The 18,362-nt window shown below is 73.0% G+C and carries 14 protein-coding genes; 8 read left to right on the top strand and 6 right to left on the bottom strand.

Annotation, left to right across the window (positions count from 1 at the left end; genetic code table 11):
- Nucleotides 1–16: 16 nt before the first annotated feature.
- From JOE63_RS08565 to JOE63_RS08580, 4 genes are all read right to left on the bottom strand, one after another.
- Nucleotides 17–982: a PfkB family carbohydrate kinase gene (locus JOE63_RS08565; RefSeq protein ID WP_204540669.1), complete on the bottom strand. Its 966-nt coding sequence runs from the start codon at nucleotides 980–982 to the stop codon at nucleotides 17–19.
- Nucleotides 979–1,275, bottom strand: coding sequence for an exodeoxyribonuclease VII small subunit (locus JOE63_RS08570; protein ID WP_204540672.1), 297 nt, complete (start codon nucleotides 1,273–1,275; stop codon nucleotides 979–981). Before JOE63_RS08570 ends, JOE63_RS08565 begins: the two co-directional genes overlap by 4 nt.
- Before the next feature lie 61 nt (nucleotides 1,276–1,336).
- Entirely contained in the window at nucleotides 1,337–2,680 is a 1,344-nt protein-coding gene (gene xseA, locus JOE63_RS08575) for an exodeoxyribonuclease VII large subunit (protein ID WP_204540675.1), read from the bottom strand.
- 82 nt (nucleotides 2,681–2,762) lie between these two features.
- Nucleotides 2,763–4,235: a polysaccharide deacetylase family protein gene (locus tag JOE63_RS08580; RefSeq protein WP_204540678.1), complete on the bottom strand. Its 1,473-nt coding sequence runs from the start codon at nucleotides 4,233–4,235 to the stop codon at nucleotides 2,763–2,765.
- A 302-nt stretch (nucleotides 4,236–4,537) separates the two neighbouring features.
- Between JOE63_RS08580 and JOE63_RS08585 the strand changes: the two genes are divergently transcribed.
- Nucleotides 4,538–5,548: a 4-hydroxy-3-methylbut-2-enyl diphosphate reductase gene (locus tag JOE63_RS08585; protein WP_244286421.1), complete on the top strand. Its 1,011-nt coding sequence runs from the start codon at nucleotides 4,538–4,540 to the stop codon at nucleotides 5,546–5,548.
- Nucleotides 5,549–5,587: 39 nt separating this feature from the next.
- Here the strand turns inward: JOE63_RS08585 and rmuC are convergent, their stop codons facing one another.
- Nucleotides 5,588–7,096, bottom strand: coding sequence for a DNA recombination protein RmuC (gene rmuC / locus JOE63_RS08590; protein WP_087471528.1), 1,509 nt, complete (start codon nucleotides 7,094–7,096; stop codon nucleotides 5,588–5,590).
- Between the two features lie 120 nt (nucleotides 7,097–7,216).
- On the opposite strand from rmuC, the gene JOE63_RS08595 reads away from it, so the two are divergent.
- The 6 genes from JOE63_RS08595 (at nucleotide 7,217) to JOE63_RS08620 (ending at nucleotide 15,797) form a co-directional block, all read left to right on the top strand.
- Nucleotides 7,217–8,101, top strand: a complete 885-nt coding sequence (locus tag JOE63_RS08595; RefSeq protein WP_204540680.1) for an ABC transporter ATP-binding protein — start codon at nucleotides 7,217–7,219, stop codon at nucleotides 8,099–8,101.
- Between the two features lie 17 nt (nucleotides 8,102–8,118).
- Entirely contained in the window at nucleotides 8,119–9,669 is a 1,551-nt protein-coding gene (locus JOE63_RS08600) for a hypothetical protein (RefSeq protein ID WP_239576660.1), read from the top strand.
- A gap of 52 nt (nucleotides 9,670–9,721) precedes the next feature.
- A complete protein-coding gene (ychF, locus tag JOE63_RS08605) occupies nucleotides 9,722–10,807 on the top strand; it encodes a redox-regulated ATPase YchF (protein WP_204540683.1) in 1,086 nt (361 codons plus the stop codon).
- A 326-nt stretch (nucleotides 10,808–11,133) separates the two neighbouring features.
- The gene (locus JOE63_RS08610) at nucleotides 11,134–12,987 is read left to right on the top strand and encodes an ABC transporter family substrate-binding protein (RefSeq protein ID WP_239576662.1); all 1,854 of its coding nucleotides are present in this window, start codon (nucleotides 11,134–11,136) and stop codon (nucleotides 12,985–12,987) included.
- 246 nt (nucleotides 12,988–13,233) lie between these two features.
- Nucleotides 13,234–14,763, top strand: coding sequence for an ABC transporter permease (locus tag JOE63_RS08615; RefSeq protein WP_087471533.1), 1,530 nt, complete (start codon nucleotides 13,234–13,236; stop codon nucleotides 14,761–14,763).
- Nucleotides 14,760–15,797, top strand: coding sequence for an ABC transporter permease (locus tag JOE63_RS08620; RefSeq protein ID WP_087471534.1), 1,038 nt, complete (start codon nucleotides 14,760–14,762; stop codon nucleotides 15,795–15,797). Before JOE63_RS08615 ends, JOE63_RS08620 begins: the two co-directional genes overlap by 4 nt.
- A 65-nt stretch (nucleotides 15,798–15,862) precedes the next feature.
- Here the strand turns inward: JOE63_RS08620 and JOE63_RS08625 are convergent, their stop codons facing one another.
- The gene (locus tag JOE63_RS08625) at nucleotides 15,863–16,441 is read right to left on the bottom strand and encodes a PH domain-containing protein (RefSeq protein WP_204540686.1); all 579 of its coding nucleotides are present in this window, start codon (nucleotides 16,439–16,441) and stop codon (nucleotides 15,863–15,865) included.
- A 65-nt stretch (nucleotides 16,442–16,506) separates the two neighbouring features.
- Between JOE63_RS08625 and JOE63_RS08630 the strand changes: the two genes are divergently transcribed.
- Nucleotides 16,507–18,336 (top strand): ABC transporter ATP-binding protein, encoded by a 1,830-nt coding sequence (locus tag JOE63_RS08630; RefSeq protein ID WP_307840005.1) that lies wholly within the window; start codon nucleotides 16,507–16,509, stop codon nucleotides 18,334–18,336.
- Nucleotides 18,337–18,362 lie beyond the last annotated feature (26 nt).

The raw sequence follows: 18,362 nt of genomic DNA on the forward strand, positions 1-18,362 counted from the left end.
AGACCTCGGCGGCGGGTCAGGCGCGCGCGAGCTCCGCGCGGCGCGGCGGGTTGGCGCCCGCGCGCGAGACGGTGATCGCGGCGACGGCGACGCAGCGCTCGAGCAGACCGGCGAGCGTGCCGGCGTCGATCGCGCGCAAGGCCTCGCGGCGCTCCGCGCCGAGCAGGCCCGCGTCCCAGAGCCCGTCGACGAGCGCGCCCATGAACGAGTCGCCCGCCCCGACGGTGTCGACGACGCGCACGCGCGGCGCGGCGACGCGCTGCTCTCCGGCGGCGGTGACGGCGACCGCTCCCTCGCCGCCGAACGTCACGACGACGAGCGCGGGGCCGAGCGCGAGCCACCGGTGCGCGACGGCGACCGGGTCCGCACCCGGCACGAGCCACGCGACGTCCTCGTCGCTGACCTTGACGACGTCGGCCAGCGCGACGAGCGCCTCGATCCGGGCGAGCGCGTCGGCGGGGTCGCCCATGAGGGCGGGGCGGGCATTGGGGTCGTAGGTGATCGTCGCGGTCTCGCGCGCGGCCGCGGCGAGGGCGCGCACGTCGGCTGCGCCGGGCTCGAGCAGCGCGGCGATCGAGCCCGTGTGCACGGCGAGGGTGCCGGTGCCGGCCGCCGTGCCCACCGGGACGCGCCACTCGAGGTCGAACTCGTAGGTCGCCGCCCCCTGCTCGTCGAGGTGCGCCGTGGCGACGCTCGTCGCGGCGGCGCCCGTGCTGCCCGGGGCGAGGGTCACGGCGGAGTCGTCGAGCCAGGCGCGGACCACGTCGCCGCGGGCGTCCTGGCCGAGCCACGTGGCGAGCCGGGCGTCGCGGCCGAGCCGTCCCAGGGTCAGCGCGACGTTGGCGAGGCTCCCGCCGGGGTGCTCGTCGACGCTGCCGTCGGCGCGGTGCACCACGTCGATCAGCGCCTCGCCGACGACGAGCACGTGCTCGCCGTGCGCAGGGGTGTCGTCGGTCGCAGGGGCGGCGGGGGAGGTGCTCATCGGTCGTCTCCGGTGGTGTCGTCGGGGATGTCGTCGGACTCGTCGTGCGTGCGTCCCTCCGGGGAGCGCGCGGCGTCGAGCCGGGCCCGCGCGCCGTCGAGCCACTCCTGGCAGCGCGCGGCCAGCGCCTCGCCGCGCTCCCAGAGCGCGAGCGACGCCTCGAGCGGCTCTCCGCCGGCCTCGAGCCGCGCGACGACCTGCACGAGCTCGTCGCGCGCCTGCTCGTAGGAGAGCGTCGCGACGTCGGTCGTGACAGCGTTGTCAAAGGAAGTCACGGCAGTATTCAACCCCATCTGTGCGTCATGGTCGGACCGGGCGTCCGGGGACCGGGCGCCGCAGGGTGCGGGACGCGGCTCACGGCGCGCCCCGGGAGGTGTCGGGCGAGGGCTCGCCGTCGTGCGTGGCGGTCACCGCGGCGTCGAGCGCGCCGCGCGCGAGCCGCACGCGGACGACGTCGCCCGCCGCGACGTCGTCGGGGGAGCGGACCACGTGTCCGTCCGCACGCTGCACGACGGCGTACCCCCGCTCGAGCGTCGACGCCGGCGACAGCGCCCGGACCTGGCCCTCCAGCCGGCCCACCTCTCCCGAGGCGCGCACGAGCCGCGTGTCGAGGGCGCGCCGCGCGCGGTCGCGCAGCGCGACCACGCGCTCGGCGTGGTCGGCGAGCATCGTGCCGGGAGCGGCCAGCACCGGGCGGGAGCGGAGGCCGTCGAGCAGGGCCTGTTCGCGGGCCACGTGCCCGGCGACCGCGGTGCGCAGCCGGTGGAGGCCCTGGGCCGTCCGGGCCCGCTCCTCCGCGACGTCCGGGACGACGCGCCTCGCGGCGGCGGTCGGGGTCGAGGCGCGGTAGTCCGCCACGAGGTCGAGGAGCGGGCTGTCCGTCTCGTGCCCGATCGCACTCACGAGCGGCGTGCGGCACGCCGCCGCCACCCGGACGAGGGCCTCGTTCGAGAACGGCAGCAGGTCCTCCACCGCGCCGCCGCCGCGCGCGACGACGATCACCTCGACGTCCGGGTCGGCGTCGAGCGCGCGGATCGCGTCGCCGACCTGCTGGACGGCGTGCGCGCCCTGGACCGCGACCTCCCGGATCTCGAACCGGACCTGGGGCCAGCGGGCGCGCGCGTTGACCACCACGTCGTGCTCGGCCTTGGACTCCCGGCCGCACACCAGCCCGACGACCTTCGGCAGGAAGGGCAGCGGCCGCTTGCGGTCGGCGTCGAACAGGCCCTCGGCGGCGAGGACGCGCTTGAGGTGCTCGATGCGCGCGAGCAGGTCCCCGACGCCCACCGGACGGATCTCGCGCGCCTGGAGCTGGAGCGAGCCGCGCCGCGTCCAGAAGACCGGCTTGGCGTGCACGACGACGTGCGCGCCCTCCGTGAGGGGCGTGCCGTCCAGCACGCGCGTGGCCGCGGACACGGGCAGCGACATGTCCAGGTCCGTGTCGCGCAGCGTGAGGAAGGCGGTCGACGTCCCCGGCCTCCGGTTGAGCTGCACGACCTGGCCCTCGACCCACACGGGAGCCATCCGCTCCACGTACTGCTCGATCTTGCGGGCGAGGAGCCGCACCGGCCACGGGTGCTCCGGACTCGTCTCGAGTGCGCGCGCCGGGAGCGGGCCGCGGTCCCCGGGCCGGGAGCCCCGCGCGGACGAGGCGCCCGGCCGGGGGGCGTCGTCGGGCAGGGGGAGCGAGGCGGTCACGGGTCCAGCCTGCCGCACCCCACCCACGCCCACCCGGCGCGCCCGCCCGTCGGCACGTGCGCCGCCGGGTCCGCGAGGCCGCTCACGGGGCGAGCAGGTCGACCGTCACGAGCAGGTACCCCTGGGCACGCAGGTCGTCGATGATGCCGGGCACGGCGTCGACCGTCGTGGCGTGGATGTCGTGCATGAGGACGACGCTCCCCGGCCGGGCGCCCTCGACGGCGCGCCGTCGGGTCTCCGCTGCGTCCTTGGTCTTCCAGTCGAGCGTGTCCAGGTTCCAGAGGATCACCTGCAGCCCCGTGCGGGTCGCGACCGACCGGACCCGGTCGTCGACGTCGCCGTAGGGCGGGCGCAGGAACGTCGGCGTCGCGCCGGACGCCTGCGTGATCGCCTCCTGCGTGCGCTCGAGCTCGGCGCGCACCTCGTCGTCGTCGAGCGTCGTGAGCTGGGGGTGGTCCCACGTGTGGTTCGCGAGCAGGTGCCCCGCCGAGGCCGTGTCCCGGACCACGTCGGGGCGCTTCTCGACGTTGGTCCCGACGAGGAAGAACGTCGCGGTGACGTGCTTGTCCGCGAGCGTCTGCAGCAGTCGCTCGGTGTCCGCGCCCGGCCCGTCGTCGAACGTCAGGGCGACGCACCGGTCGACCGTGCAGTCCACGCCCTGCGCACGCCCCAGCTCGCGGCGCTGCTGCAGCGTCAGCGCCAGCCGGTCGGACCACACCGCCTCGGTGGCGGCGAGCACGGCGTCCCGCTGCGCCACCGTCTCCACGACGGGAGCACCGCCCACGCTCGCGTCGAGCGTGGTGCCCGCGGCGGCGAGCGCGGCGTCGAGCGCCGTGCGGTGCGTCTCGTCCGAGACGAGCCCCGCCGACTCTGCGAGCACCGGGCGCCCCTCCGCGACCGCGCCCTCGAGCCCGTCGTACGCCCACTGCTGCCACGCCGTCGCGACGTCCTGCGTCGCGGCGACGACCGCCGAGGCCGCGTCGTCGAGCGCCTCCGGCGACGGCGTGGACCCGGTGACGACCTCGAACCGCCGTTCCGGCAGGGTCCGCGGGAAGAACGGGTTCGGGCGCGACAGCGCGTCGACCGCGCGGACCTCGACCGGGTACTCGACGGGCGTCCCGACGAGCGACCCGGCCTCCGGCAGCGCCGCCGCCAGCGGGTCGCGCACGGCGGGGTCCTCGACCTGGCCCTCGCTGCCCGCCAGCACGGCACCACCGACCACCTCCGCCGCGGCGAGCGTCGCGAGGCGGGGCAGGTACGCCGCCACCGCCTCGGCGCGGGCGGTCTCGGCGTCGCGCTCGGCCTGCTCGACGTCGGCGCGGTGCTGGTCGACGGACGCGACCCACCGGTCGTGCTCCACGGTCGCCGCGAGGACCAGCACCCCCGCCACCACGACGGCGACGGCGGGCACGAGCCACCGCCACAGGCGGCGCCGAGGCCGCCCCGGCTCGGCAGCGACGGCGGGGGCGGCGGGGTCGGTGGTCCCCGCGGGCTCGCTCGGGTCGGTGGCGTCGGGGGGAGCGTCGGGGTCGGGCGGGTCGAGGTCGTCGGCCATCCCTCGATCCTCCGGGGAGCCCGGAGGTCCGGCGACCCGGAGGGCCGTCCCGCCCGGGTGAGATCCGTCTCCCGCCCTCCGGCGCCTCGCCCGGACGCTGGGGAGGGACGGTGGAGCACCGGCGTCGGTGCTGTGAGGAGGGTGGGACGAGCGCGGGCGCCGGTCGCCGGTGGCGGGCCGCACCGGGGTCGGCGCGCGGGCGCTCGCCTAGACTCGGTGGCGTGAGCGACCTCCCCGCCGGCTCGTCCGCGCACCCGTCCGACCGCCCCGCCGTCCCGTCGGAGGCGGCCCCGCAGGGCTCCGTGCCGCGCAAGCGCGTCCTGCTGGCCGCGCCACGCGGCTACTGCGCGGGCGTGGACCGGGCCGTCGTCGCGGTCGAGAAGGCGCTCGAGCACTACGGCGCGCCGGTGTACGTGCGCAAGGAGATCGTGCACAACAAGTTCGTCGTCGAGACGCTGAGCGAGCGCGGCGCGGTCTTCGTCGACGAGACCGACGAGGTGCCCGAGGGCGCCCGCGTCGTGTTCTCGGCGCACGGCGTCTCGCCCGCGGTCAAGGCCGCCGCCGCGGCGCGCAACCTCGACACGATCGACGCCACGTGCCCGCTCGTGACCAAGGTGCACAAGGAGGCCGTGCGCTTCGCCAAGGACGACTACGACATCCTCCTCATCGGCCACACGGGGCACGAGGAGGTCGAGGGCACGGCCGGGGAGGCGCCGGACCACGTCCAGGTCGTCGACTCGCCCGACCACGTCGACGACGTCGTGGTCCGCGACCCCGACAAGGTCGTGTGGATCTCGCAGACCACGCTCTCCGTCGACGAGACCATGGAGACCGTCCGCCGGCTGCGCGAGAAGTTCCCGACGCTCCAGGACCCGCCGAGCGACGACATCTGCTATGCCACGCAGAACCGCCAGGTCGCGGTGAAGAAGCTCGCACCCGACGCGGACGTCGTCATCGTCGTCGGCTCGGCGAACTCGTCGAACTCGGTGCGCCTCGTCGAGGTCGCGCTCCAGGCAGGTGCCGGGGCGTCGTACCGGGTCGACCGCGCGAAGGAGATCGACCCGGCCTGGCTCGACGGCGCGACGACCGTCGGGGTGACGTCCGGGGCGTCGGTGCCCGAGATCCTCGTGGACGACGTGATCGCCTACCTCGCGGAGCGCGGGTTCGGCGAGGTCGAGGAGGTGCGCACCGCGACGGAGGACCTCATGTTCTCGCTGCCGCGCGAGCTGCGCGCCGACCTCAAGTCGTCCGGGTCCGACGGCGGTCGTCCTGCCCGCGGGGGCCGCACCTCGCTCTCCGTCCAGCCCGTCTGACGGCGGGGTCGCCCGCAGCCGCCGGCTCCGGGCGGGCTGTCAGGCGCTCGCCCCGCCGGCCGACGGCTCCCGACGGGAGTCCTCACGGTCCTCGGGGCGCTCGTCGATCGCGACCACGGACTCGTTCACGGACGCCAGCAGCTCGGGCGCGCTCACGGCGCTGAGCCGCGGGTTCACCGTGGGGGGCGTCGTGAGGTCGTCGTCGACGACGTGCAGGTCCGCGAACCGGCGTGCGCTGACGAGCACGCGCGTCTCGAGCGAGCCGACCGTCCGGTTGTAGGAGTCCGCGGCGCTCTGGAGCTGGCGCCCGAGCTTGGCCAGGTGCGAGCCCATGACCGCGAGCCGCCCGTGCAGCTCCTTGCCGAGCGTGAGCACCTGCTGCGCGTTCGTGGCCAGCGCGTCCTGCCGCCACGCGTACGCGATCGTCCGGAGCATCGCGACCATCGTCATGGGCGTCGCGATGACGACGTTCTTGGCGACGGCGTGCTCCAGGAGCGACGGGTCCTGCTCGACGGCCGCCGAGAGGAACGACTCCGCGGGCACGAACATGACGACGAACTCCGGCGCGGGGCCGAACTGGTCCCAGTAGCGCTTGGCGCCGAGGTCGTCGACGTGCTTGCGCATGTGGCGCGCGTGCGCGGCGAGGCGGTCGGCGCGCACCGCCGGGTCGGTCGCGCCCTGCGCGTCGAGGTAGCCGAGGAACGCGACCTTGGCGTCGACGACGACCTGCTTGCCCCCGGCGAGCCGGACCACCATGTCGGGGCGCAGCGCGCCGTCGTCGGTCGCGACCTGGTCCTGCTCCACGAAGTCGACGTGCGGGAGCATGCCGGCCGCCTCGACCACGCGCCGGAGCTGGAGCTCGCCCCACGCCCCCCGCACCTGCGACGACCGCAGCGCGGTCACGAGCTGCGACGTCTCGACCCGCAGCAGCTCCGACGCGTCGCGGACCCCGCGCACCTGCTCGGCGAGGCTGCCGTGCGCCGCGAGCCGCGCGCGCTCGGCCTCGGCGACCTCGGCACGCACCTTCTCGAGCGCGCCCGCGAGCGGTTCCACGAGGTGGCGCACCGCCTCCTCGCGGCGCTCGAGCTCCGCCGCGCCCTGCTCCTGGCTGCGGCGCAGGCGCTCCTCCGCCTGGACGAGGAACTGCTCCGTGCCCGCGGCCAGCACCTTGCGCGAGAGCGCCTCGAACTGCCCCTCGAGCCGGCGGTGGTCGCCCTGGACCTCCTCGACGCGGCGCTCGGCCGCGGCCCGCAGCTCGGCGAGCTGCTGCTCGTGGGTCGCCCGCGCGAGGTCGAGACGCTCGTCGGCGCTGCGCTGCGCCGCGCCGAGCTGGCGCACGAAGCCCTCGCGCTCGGCCTCCAGCCGCTCGGCCAGCCCGGCGCCGCGCGCCGCCTCCTGCTGCGCCTGCCCCAGGAGCTGGGTGAGCCGACGGACCTCGGCCGCGGCGGCGTCGGGCGACGCGCGCCGCACGGTGAGGACGAGCGCGGCGCCGCCGACGAGCCCCAGCACGAGGCCGACCGCGAAGAGCAACCATCCCGACGTGTCCATGGCGGCACCCTCCCACGGGGGACCGACACGACGGTCTCCGACACGTCGCGCGCGCCCTGGCGGACAGGTCGTGACAAAAGGCACCGCACCAGGTCGGAGGGCTCCGCTACGTTGGGCCGCATGGTCGATCCCACCCCCGTTCCACCCGTCGCGCCGGCCGGCGCGCCCGCCCCCGCGCCGGGCCTGACGCCCGGCACCGTGCCAGGGCCCCTCGCCGGCACGCAGCCCGGCCTCCCGACGCCGCCCGACCCCGCCGCCGCGCTCTCGCTGCGCGGGCTGTGGAAGCGGTTCGGCGAGAAGATCGCCGTCGCGGGCATCGACCTGGACGTCCCGGCGGGCTCGTTCTACGGGCTCGTCGGGCCCAACGGCGCGGGCAAGACGACGACGCTCTCGATGGCGACCGGGCTCCTGCGTCCCGACGCGGGCTCCGCGCACGTGCACGGCACCGACCTCTGGGCCGACCCCGTCGCGGGCAAGCGGCAGCTCGGCGTGCTGCCCGACGGCGTCCGGCTGTTCGACCGGCTCACGGGCGCCCAGCTCGTCACGTACGCGGGCCTCCTGCGCGGCATGGACCGCGACACCGTGGCCCAGCGCACCGCCGAGCTCCTCGCAGCCCTGGACCTCGCCAAGGACGCGAACACGTTCGTCGTGGACTACTCGGCGGGCATGACCAAGAAGATCGCGCTCGCGACGGCGCTCATCCACGCGCCCCGCACCCTCGTGCTCGACGAGCCGTTCGAGGCCGTCGACCCGGTCTCGGCCGCGAACATCCGCGACATCCTCGCGGGATACGTCGCGAGCGGCGGGACCGTCGTCGTGTCGTCGCACGTCATGGACCTGGTGCAGCGCATGTGCGACCACGTCGCGGTCGTCGCGGGCGGGCACGTCCTCGCGGCCGGGACGGTCGACGCGGTGCGCGGCGACCAGAGCCTCGAGGACCGCTTCGTCGACCTCGTCGGCGGCCGGCAGAGCACGGAGGGCCTCGCGTGGTTGCGCAGTTCGTAAGGCTCAAGCTCACCCTGATGGGCAACACGTTCCGGCGGAGCGTGTGGCAGACCATCGGGTTCCTCGTCGGCGCGCTCTACGGCCTGTTCGTCGTCGGGATGCTCGTCGTCGGGATGGTGGTGCTCGGCACGGACGACCCCGTCCTCGCCGGGTCGATCATGATCCTCGTCGGGGCGCTCGCCGTCCTCGGGTGGTGGGTGATCCCGCTCTTCGCGTTCGGCGTCGACGCCACCCTGGACCCGCAGCGCTTCGTCCTGTTCGGCATCCCGCAGCGCCGGCTCCTCGCCGGGCTCGCCGTCGCGGGCGTCGTGTCGATCCCCGGGATCGTCACCGCCCTCGCCGCGCTCGGCGTCTCCTTCGCGTGGTGGCGCACGCCCCTCGCGGTGCTCGCCGCCCTCGTGGGCGCGGTCCTCGCGGTGGCGCTCTGCGTCGTCGGCTCGCGGGCCACGACGACGGCCCTCGCCCCGCTGCTCGAGTCGCGCCGCTACCGCGAGGTCGTGACGATCGCCGCGTTCGTGCCGCTCGTCCTCGTCGGTCCTGCCTTCGCCTGGGTCGGCTCGCAGCTCGGCGGGGGACCGGTCGACGGCGACGCGGTGCGGGGCATGGTGACGCGCCTCGCCGAGATCGCGGCCTGGACCCCGTTCGGCGCCCCGTGGGGCCTGGGCGCCGCGGTGCACGACGGCGCGTGGGGCCTCGCGCTCGCGCGCCTCGTCGTCGCGCTGGCCACCCTCGCGCTGGCGTGGGTCGTGTGGGACAAGGCGCTCGCCCGCGCGCTCGTGACGCCGCCCGCGGCGGGCTCCGGAGGCCGGGCCAAGGGGCTGGGCTTCTTCTCCCGGTTCCCCGCGACGCCGACCGGGGCCGTCGCGGCGCGCACCGCGACGTACTGGCTCCGCGACCCGCGGTACTCGGGGTCCATCGCGGTCGTCCCCCTCATCCCCGTCGTGCTGCTCGTGGTGGGCGGGGGGTCAGGGTCCGAGATCTTCCTCGCGCTCGCGCCGTTCACCGCGTGGATCCTCGGCTTCTCGATCTCGGCCGACATCGCGTACGACCACACGGCGTTCGCGCTGCACGTGTCGACGGGGGTCTCCGGGCGTGCGGACCGGTGGGGCCGGGCCCTCCCGGTGCTGGTCGCCGGGAGCGTCGTGACGCTCGTCTTCGCGGTGGCCTCCGTCGCCGTGGCCGGACGCTGGGACGCGCTGCCGGCGCTGCTCGGCCTGACGGTCGGCACGCTCCTGGTCGCGACCGGCGTCTCGAGCGCGACGTCGGCGCGGCTGCTGTACCCGGTGCCGAAGCCCGGCGACAGCCCGTTCAAGCAGCCGCAGGGCGCCGCGATGGCGACGCTCGTCGCGCAGTCGGTCGCGATGCTGCTCGTCCTCGCGCTGTCGCTCCCGTTCCTCGTGCCCGGGCTCGTCGCGATCCTGGCCGACCAGCCCGTCGTGGGCTGGGTGACGCTCGTCGTGGGGGCCGTCGTCGGGGTCGTCGTGCTGCTCCTCGGCGTCCGCTGGGGCGCCCGCGCGTACGACCGACGCGCACCCGAGCTGCTGCAGAAGGTGATGTCCGCGGCCTGATCTCCGGGCCGGGGTCCGTGCACCGCGGCCCCGGCCCGTAGACTCGGGCGACGTGGCACTCACTATCGGCATCGTCGGCCTGCCCAACGTCGGCAAGTCCACCCTGTTCAACGCCCTGACGCGCAACCAGGTCCTCGCCGCGAACTACCCGTTCGCGACGATCGACCCGAACGTCGGCGTCGTCTCGCTCCCCGACCCGCGGCTCGACAAGCTCGCCGAGATCTTCGGCAGCCAGCGCATCCTGCCCGCGACCGTGTCGTTCGTCGACATCGCCGGGATCGTCAAGGGCGCGAGCGAGGGGGAGGGGCTCGGCAACAAGTTCCTCGCGAACATCCGCGAGGCCGACGCGATCTGCCAGGTGACCCGCGCGTTCGCCGACCCGGACGTCGTCCGCGTCGAGGGCTCGACGGACGCCGAGGGCGACATCGAGACCATCAGCACCGAGCTGATCCTCGCCGACCTCCAGACGCTCGAGAAGACGGTTCCTCGCCTCGAGAAGGAGGTGAAGATCAAGAAGGGCGACGCCGCCCTCCTCGACGCCGCGCAGAAGGCGCAGGCGATCCTCGAGGCCGGCACGACGCTCTTCCAGGGCGCGGCCGCCGCCGGGCTCGACCTCGCCGACGTCGCGAGCCTCCAGCTCCTCACGGCCAAGCCGTTCATCTACGTCTTCAACACCGACGACGCCGGCCTCGCGGACGACGGCCTGCAGGACCGCCTGCGCGCGCTCGTCGCGCCCGCCCAGGCGATCTTCCTCGACGCGAAGTTCGAGTCCGAGCTCGTCGAGCTCGAGCCGGACGAGGCGAAGGAGATGCTCGCCGAGTCGGGGCAGGACGAGGCCGGGCTGGACCAGCTCGCGCGCGTCGGGTTCGACACCCTCGGGCTCCAGACCTACCTCACCGCGGGCCCCAAGGAGGCGCGCGCCTGGACCATCCGCAAGGGCTGGACCGCGCCGCAGGCCGCGGGGGTCATCCACACCGACTTCGAGCGCGGCTTCATCAAGGCCGAGGTCGTCTCGTTCGAGGACCTCGTCGCGACAGGGTCCGTCGCGGCCGCGCGCGCGGCGGGCAAGGCGCGCGTCGAGGGCAAGGACTACGTCATGGTCGACGGCGACGTCGTGGAGTTCCGCTTCAACGTCTGAGCCCCTGCTACGGCACCGAACGCCCGCCGCATCGTGAGATGCGGCGGGCGTCCCCGTCTCACGCCCGGGCAGGTTTCGCGCGTGTTTCTCTGCTGTCTCGGGGTGTACACGCGCCCGTACCGGCCAGTATCAACTCGATAACGATCGACCGCAGCAACCGGGCAAGGGGGAGAAGCCTCGCAACTTGCTGGGTAGCGTTGCCTCAAACCGTGGTGGGCATGCCCGTCCACGCGCACCGACACCAACCGGACGCGCGGGCGACGGGGCGGCCGGGGGGCGAACGAACGCTCGTCCGTCCGCGCCCACCATCCCTTGGAGGAGGAACATTGAAGATCAGGCGCACGAGTGCCGCCCTTGCGGTGACGGTCACCGGGGCACTGCTGTTCTCCGCGTGCAGCGGCACGTCGGGTGACGGCACGACCGAGACCGACGACTCCGGCATCAACACCGAGTCCGCCGTCACCGTCGCGTGGGAGGCGCCCCTCAACGAGCTCAACCTGAGCTCCGCGAACGGCAACGCGACGCAGAACGCGGTCATCAACTACATGCTCAACTCGGGCTTCAACTACTACGACGCCGACCTGAACCTCGTCCAGGACGAGTCGTTCGGCACGTACAAGAAGGTGTCCGACGACCCGCTGACGATCGAGTACACCGTCGGGGACGACACGAAGTGGTCCGACGGCACCCCGTTCGACGCGACCGACATCCTCCTCGAGTGGGCCGGTTCCGGGACCAACCTCAACACGGTCCAGGCGGAGACGGACGAAGAGGGCAACGTCACCAACCAGGACGCAGTGGACGCCGGTGTCTACTTCGACGGCAGCTCGCCGGGCGTGGCGCTCATCCAGGACACCCCGACGATCAGCGACGACGGCAAGACCATCACGACGGTCTACTCGAAGCCGTTCGGTGACTGGGAGCTGAACTTCACCAACCAGTTCGTCCCCGCGCACGTCGTCGGCCAGAAGGCCCTCGGCATCGAGGACGCCCAGGAGGCCAAGGACGCCGTCCGCGACGCCATCCTCAACAACGACACCGCCGCGCTGTCGAAGATCTCGGCGTTCTGGAACTCGGGCTTCGAGTTCGTCAAGATGCCGGACGACCCCGCGCTGACGGTCTCGACCGGCGCCTACACGCTCGACGCGTACGAGGAGAACCAGTTCCTCACGCTCAAGGCGAACCCCGACTTCGCGGGCCAGAACAAGGCCTCGATCGACACGGTCACGGTCCGCTACATCGACGACCCGATGGCCCAGGTCCAGGCGCTGCAGAACGGTGAGGTCGACCTCATCGGCCCGCAGGCGTCCGCCGACGTCCGCACCGCGCTCGAGGCGCTCGACGGCATCGAGACCCGCTCGGGCATCGAGGGCACGTACGAGCACGTCGACCTGGTCTTCCAGAACGGTGGTCCGTTCGACCCGAACTTCTACGGTGGCGACGCCGAGAAGGCCAAGCTCGTCCGCCAGGCGTTCCTGCTGACGATCCCGCGCCAGACGATCGTCGACAACCTCATCAAGCCGCTCAACCCGGACGCCGAGGTGCGCAACTCGAACATCCTCATCCCGGGCTCGCCGAACTACGACCAGATGGTCGCGGAGAACGGCTCGGCCGAGTACCCCGACGCCGGTGACGTCGAGAAGGCGAAGGAGCTCCTCGCCCAGGCGGGCGTCCAGACGCCGGTCACGGTGCGCTTCGCGTACAACAACGAGAACACGCGCCGCGTGAACGAGCTCGCGCTCATCCAGGACACGGCCACCCAGGCCGGGTTCACGATCGTCGACACGGGCCGCCCGGCCGCCGAGTGGGGCACGCTGCTCCAGTCCGGCCAGGACCAGTACGACGCCTCGCTCTTCGGCTGGCAGTCGACCTCGACCGCCGTGACCGAGTCGGACGCCAACTTCCGCTGGTCGCCGACGCCGGGCATCAACAACTACGGCCAGTACAACAACCCGGCCGTGGACGCCGCGCTGGACAAGCTCCAGGTCTCGACCGACCCCGAGGAGCAGTTCCAGCTCCAGCTCGAGGTCGAGAAGAACCTGTGGGCGGACGCCTTCGGTGTGACGATCTTCCAGTTCCCGGCCATCCAGGGCTGGAACGACGGCCTGAAGGGTGTCGAGCCGATCACGATCAGCCCGACCATCTTCCACGGCTTCTGGGACTGGTCGTTCGAGGGCTGACAGTCCTGACCGCCTGACGTGGCCCGTCGCCGTCCGCGAGGACGACGGCGGGCCCGTCCGGACGTGGGAGACCGGGGGTCTCGACGGCCCGCCCGTCGAGGCCCCCGGTCCTCGCGTGCTCCCGTCCCCGACGTCCTGATACCACGGCGTCCCGTGCCCCTCGGTTCACGATCACGCGAGACCCACGCGTAGAATCGACCGGCCCCAGACCCGGGGTCCCTACCGACCAGCGAGGTAAGACCTCCGATGTTCTCCTTCATCTCGCGGCGTGTGCTGGCAGGGTTGGCGACCCTCCTCGTGTCCACGTTCGCGATGTTCCTGCTCGTCAGCGCCGCGATCCGGCCGTACATCTTCATGGATCTCGAGGGGAGCACCAACCCCAACAAGGCGCAGCTGATCGAACAGCGCACGATCGACCTCGACCTTCACACGAACGTCGTCATCCGCTACTTCAAGTGGCTCGGCGACTTCGTGACCGGTGACCTCGGAGTCGCCTGGCGCAGCGGCCAGTCGGTCTCGGCCCTGCTCCAGGGCGCGGTCATCTCGACCATCCAGCTCGTCGCCGCGGCAACGGTGCTCGCGGTCGTCTTCGGCGTCATGGTCGGCATCGTCAGCGCGCTGCGTCAGTACAGCACCTTCGACTACCTGACGATCTTCGTCTCGTTCGTCCTGTACTCGCTCCCGGCCTTCTGGGTCGCCGTCCTGCTCAAGCAGTGGGGCGCGATCGGCTTCAACGACTTCCTCCGGGACCCCAACCTCTCGATCCTCGCGATCGCCGTGGTCGGCGTGATCATGGGTCTCCTGTGGTCGCTCGCGTTCGGCGGGACCGCACGACGACGTGCGACGGTGTTCGGCATGGGCTTCGCCGCGAGCGCGCTCGCGCTGCTCTACCTCCAGCTCTCGGGCTGGTGGGACGAGCCGAACCTCGGTCCCGTGATCATCGTCGTGACCGGCACCGCCCTCGCCTTCGCGATCACGGCCCTCGTCTCGGGCCTGCAGAACCGTCGTGCGCTCTACGCCGCGCTCACCACGGTCGTCGTCGGCGTCGTCGTCTACTTCCCGATCCAGTCCGTGCTCCGCCAGGTCGACGGCTGGTGGCTCGTGCTGGTCCTCGCCGTCGTCACCGTCGCCGTCGGCATCGGGATCGGGTTCGCGTGGGGCGGCCCGGACAAGGGCGTGTCGGCGCGAGCGGCGGCCATCACGGCGTTCCTCGTGGGGTCGATGATCTTCGTCGACAAGGTGATGTCCGTGTGGCCCGCCTACTTCGCCGCCCCGGCGATCAACGGCCGCCCCATCCCGACGATCGGCAACAGCACGCCGAACCTCGGCGGCAACTTCTGGGTGCAGGTCCTCGACCAGTACACCCACCTGCTGCTCCCGACGATCGCGCTGGTCCTCATCCAGTTCGCCGGGTACACCCGGTACTCGCGCGCGAGCATGCTCGAGGTGATGAGCCAGGACTACATCCGCACGGCGCGCGCCAAGGGCCTGCCCGAGCGGACCGTGGTCATGCGGCACGGGTTCCGCAACACGCTGATCCCGCTCGCGACGATCGTCCCGATCGACGTCATCACGCTCCTGGGCGGCGCGATCATCACCGAGAAGGTCTTCGGCCGGCCCGGCATGGGCCTGCTCTTCCTCAACTCGCTCCAACGAGGTGAGATCGACCCCGTGATGGCCTACCTCGTCATCGTCGCGGCCCTCGCCATCATCGCCAACATCGTGGCTGACCTCATCTACGCAGCCCTCGACCCGCGGATCCGGGTGAACGCATGAGCAACACACCGAACGACGCGTCGCAGAGCGGCGCGCTCGAGAACCAGATCGAGCTGCTCGAGGTGGAGGGCCTGTCGCAGGGCCAGATCGTCCGGCGACGCTTCTTCCACCACAAGGGTGCGGTCGTCGCGCTCGTCGTCCTCATCGGCATCGTGCTCCTCGCGGTGACGTCGATCGGCGTCGCGGGCTGGAACGGCTGGTACGCCTACAAGGCGACGGGCCAGGGCTCCACGTACCCGCTCGTCAACGGCGGCGCCCCGTCGGCCGAGCACATCTTCGGCCAGGACGAGGCGGGCCGCGACGTGTTCGCGCGCGTCATGCTGGGCACCCAGACGTCGCTCCTCGTGGTGCTCTCCGTCGGCGTCATCTCGACCGTCGCGGGCATCCTCTTCGGGGCGCTGTCCGGGTTCTTCCGCGGTCGCGTGGACTCGTGGCTCATGCGGTTCACCGACCTCATCATCACGATGCCGGTCATCGTCATCGGCGCGGTCCTCGCTCTGCTCTCCGGCGGGAGCAACCCGCTCATCCTGGGCGCGTTCCTCGGCCTCGTGCTGTGGCCGCCGCTCGCGCGTCTCGTGCGCGGCGAGTTCCTCTCCCTGCGCGAGCGCGAGTTCGTCGACGCGGCGCGCGTCGCGGGGGCGAGCAACAGCCGGATCATCTTCAAGCACATGCTGCCCAACGCCGTCGGCGTGATCATCGTCAACGTGACGCTGCTCATGAGCTCGGCGATCCTCCTGGAGACGGCGCTCAGCTACCTGGGCGTCGGTATCCAGAACCCGGCGACCTCGCTCGGCAAGCTCATCAGCGACTACCAGGAGGCGTTCGCGACGCGTCCGTGGCTGTTCTGGTGGCCGGGCCTGTTCATCGTCGCGATCGCGCTGTGCGTCAACTTCATCGGTGACGGCCTGCGCGACGCGTTCGACCCGCGCCAGAAGCGCATCCCGTCGGAGCGCAAGATGGCCCGTGCGCGGCGTGTCGCGCGTCCGACGGCCAGCGCCACGCCGGGCGCGACCGGTGAGGCCGGGGCGAGCTGATGACCGCCGTCGTCGCCGCCCGCCCGGGAGGTCGTGGACCTCTCGGGCGGCGCGGCGCGCCGCGGTCAGGCGGTGAGCGCCACGACCGTCCCCGCGACAAGCGCGCCCAGCACGGCGAGCTGCACGACGTGCCACGTCGTGCGCGCACCGGGAGCGCCCGGCATCGCGCGGTCGAGGTGACCGGCGGCCACGAGCAGGCCGCGCCGCTGCGTCACGGCCTCGGCGACGGTCTCGGCGTTCGCGCCGGTGACCACCCGCTCGCGGTCCACGGGGTGCCTTCGGGAGCTGCGCAGCCAGCGGGCCGACCCGCTCGACCGCGGCGCCGCCCAGGCGGTCACGCGTCCGCCGTCGTAGCGCACCTCGAGCGAGTAACGGGTCTCGACGCCCTCGTACGCGGTCCACGGCACGTGGACGGTGCGGGTCACGTTGCGGACCTCGACGCCGCCGTCGGACACCTCCACGGCGGGACGCCAGAACAGCATCCAGACGAGGTACGTCACGAGCGCGGCGGGCACCAGAGCCCCGACGACCGCGACGACGTCCCCCGTCATGGCCGTGACCACGACCAGCGCGACGGCGACGGCGCCCGTCGCCAGCGTGAGGACTCGGCCGTACGTCGAACGGAAGACCAGCGTGGGACCCATGCGCCCATGCTCGCAGAGTCGCGGCGCCACGAGCGCCGGCTCCAGCAGGAAGGACACTGATCAGCGTGGCCATCGAGACGTCTCCCGCGGCCCCGGCCGCGCGCCAGGGCAGCCCCGTGCTGACCGTGCGCAACCTCGGCGTGGACTTCTACGTCGACAAGGCCTGGTACCCCGCGGCCACGGACGTGAGCTACGACCTCCACTCCGGTGAGGTCCTCGCGATCGTCGGCGAGTCCGGCTCGGGCAAGTCCCAGTCGTCGCTCGCGCTGCTGGGCCTGCTCCCGCCGAACGGACGCGCGCGCGGCTCCGCGAAGCTCGGCGACCGCGAGCTCATCGGCATGTCGCACGGCTCGCTGCGGCACGTCCGCGGCAAGGAGATCTCCATGATCTTCCAGGAGCCGATGACGGCGCTGAACCCCGTGTACACGGTGGGCTTCCAGATCGTCGAGACCATCCGCACGCACTTCAACGTCGGCCCGGCCGACGCGAAGAAGCGCGCGATCGAGCTCCTGCGGCTGGTCGAGATCCCGGAGCCGGAGCGCCGCTTCGACGCGTACCCGCACCAGCTCTCCGGCGGTCAGCGCCAGCGCGCGATGATCGCCCAGGCCCTCGCGTGCGACCCCAAGCTGCTCGTCGCGGACGAGCCGACCACGGCGCTCGACGTCACGGTCCAGGCCGAGATCCTCAAGCTCCTGCGCGACCTGCGGTACCGGGTCGACGCGGCGATCATCCTCATCACGCACGACATGGGCGTGGTCGCGGACATGGCCGACTCGATCATGGTCATGAAGGACGGCCAGGTCGTCGAGCGCGGGACGTCGGCGGAGATCTTCGGCGCGCCTCAGCACCCGTACACGATCCGCCTCCTCGAGGCGGTGCCGCACCTCGGGTCCACGCGCGACGCAACCACGACGACCGACCGTGTCCCGGCCGCCACGACGCAGGACCGCGCCCTGGTCCTCGACGCGCAGGACATGGTCATCGAGTACCCGGGTCGACGCCGCCAGGCCGCGTTCCGCGCGGTCGACGAGGTGTCGATGCAGATCCGCCAGGGCGAGGTGCTCGGGCTCGTCGGCGAGTCGGGCTCGGGCAAGACGACGATCGGCCGCGCGGCCGTCGGCCTGCTGCCCGTCACGGGTGGTTCGCTCGATATCGTCGGCAGGAACATGGTGGGCGCCACGCCCAGGGACCTCAAGCCGCTGCGCACCGAGGTCGGCATCGTGTTCCAGGACCCGGGGTCGTCGCTCAACCCGCGCCTGCCGATCGGCGAGTCCATCGGCGAGCCGCTCATGCTGCACAAGGGCGTGAAGGGCAAGGAGCTCAGCCGCGAGGTCGAGCGCCTGCTCGACCAGGTCGAGCTGCCGCGCGCGATGCGCAACCGCTACCCGCACGAGCTCTCGGGCGGTCAGCGCCAGCGCGTCGGCATCGCGCGTGCGCTCTCGCTCGAGCCCAAGCTGCTCGTGGCGGACGAGCCGACGTCGGCTCTCGACGTGTCCGTGCAGGCCAAGGTGCTCGACCTGTTCACGGACCTGCAGCGCGAGCACGGCTTCGCGTGCCTCTTCATCTCGCACGACCTCGCGGTCGTCGAGATGCTGTCGGACCGCATCGCCGTCATGCACAAGGGCAAGCTCGTCGAGGTGGGCGAGACGTCCCAGATCGTGCACGCCCCGCGGCACCCGTACACGCAGCGGCTCCTCGCCGCGGTGCCGGTGCCGGACCCGGCCGCGCAGCGCGAGCGTCGTGCGGCGCGAGACGCGCTGCTCGAGGCGGCGGCGCGCGACATCGCGAACGACGAGCTGTCGTCGTTGGTGGACGAGGAGCGCTCGCTCGCCGAGTCTCGCGAGGACATCGACCACGAACGCAGCGCACCGCCCACGGCGGGCGCGGGGTTCTGAGCCCCGGGCGGTCTCACCGGGTCGAG

This window comes from Cellulosimicrobium cellulans, from assembly GCF_016907755.1.
GTDB lineage: Bacteria > Actinomycetota > Actinomycetes > Actinomycetales > Cellulomonadaceae > Cellulosimicrobium > Cellulosimicrobium cellulans_D.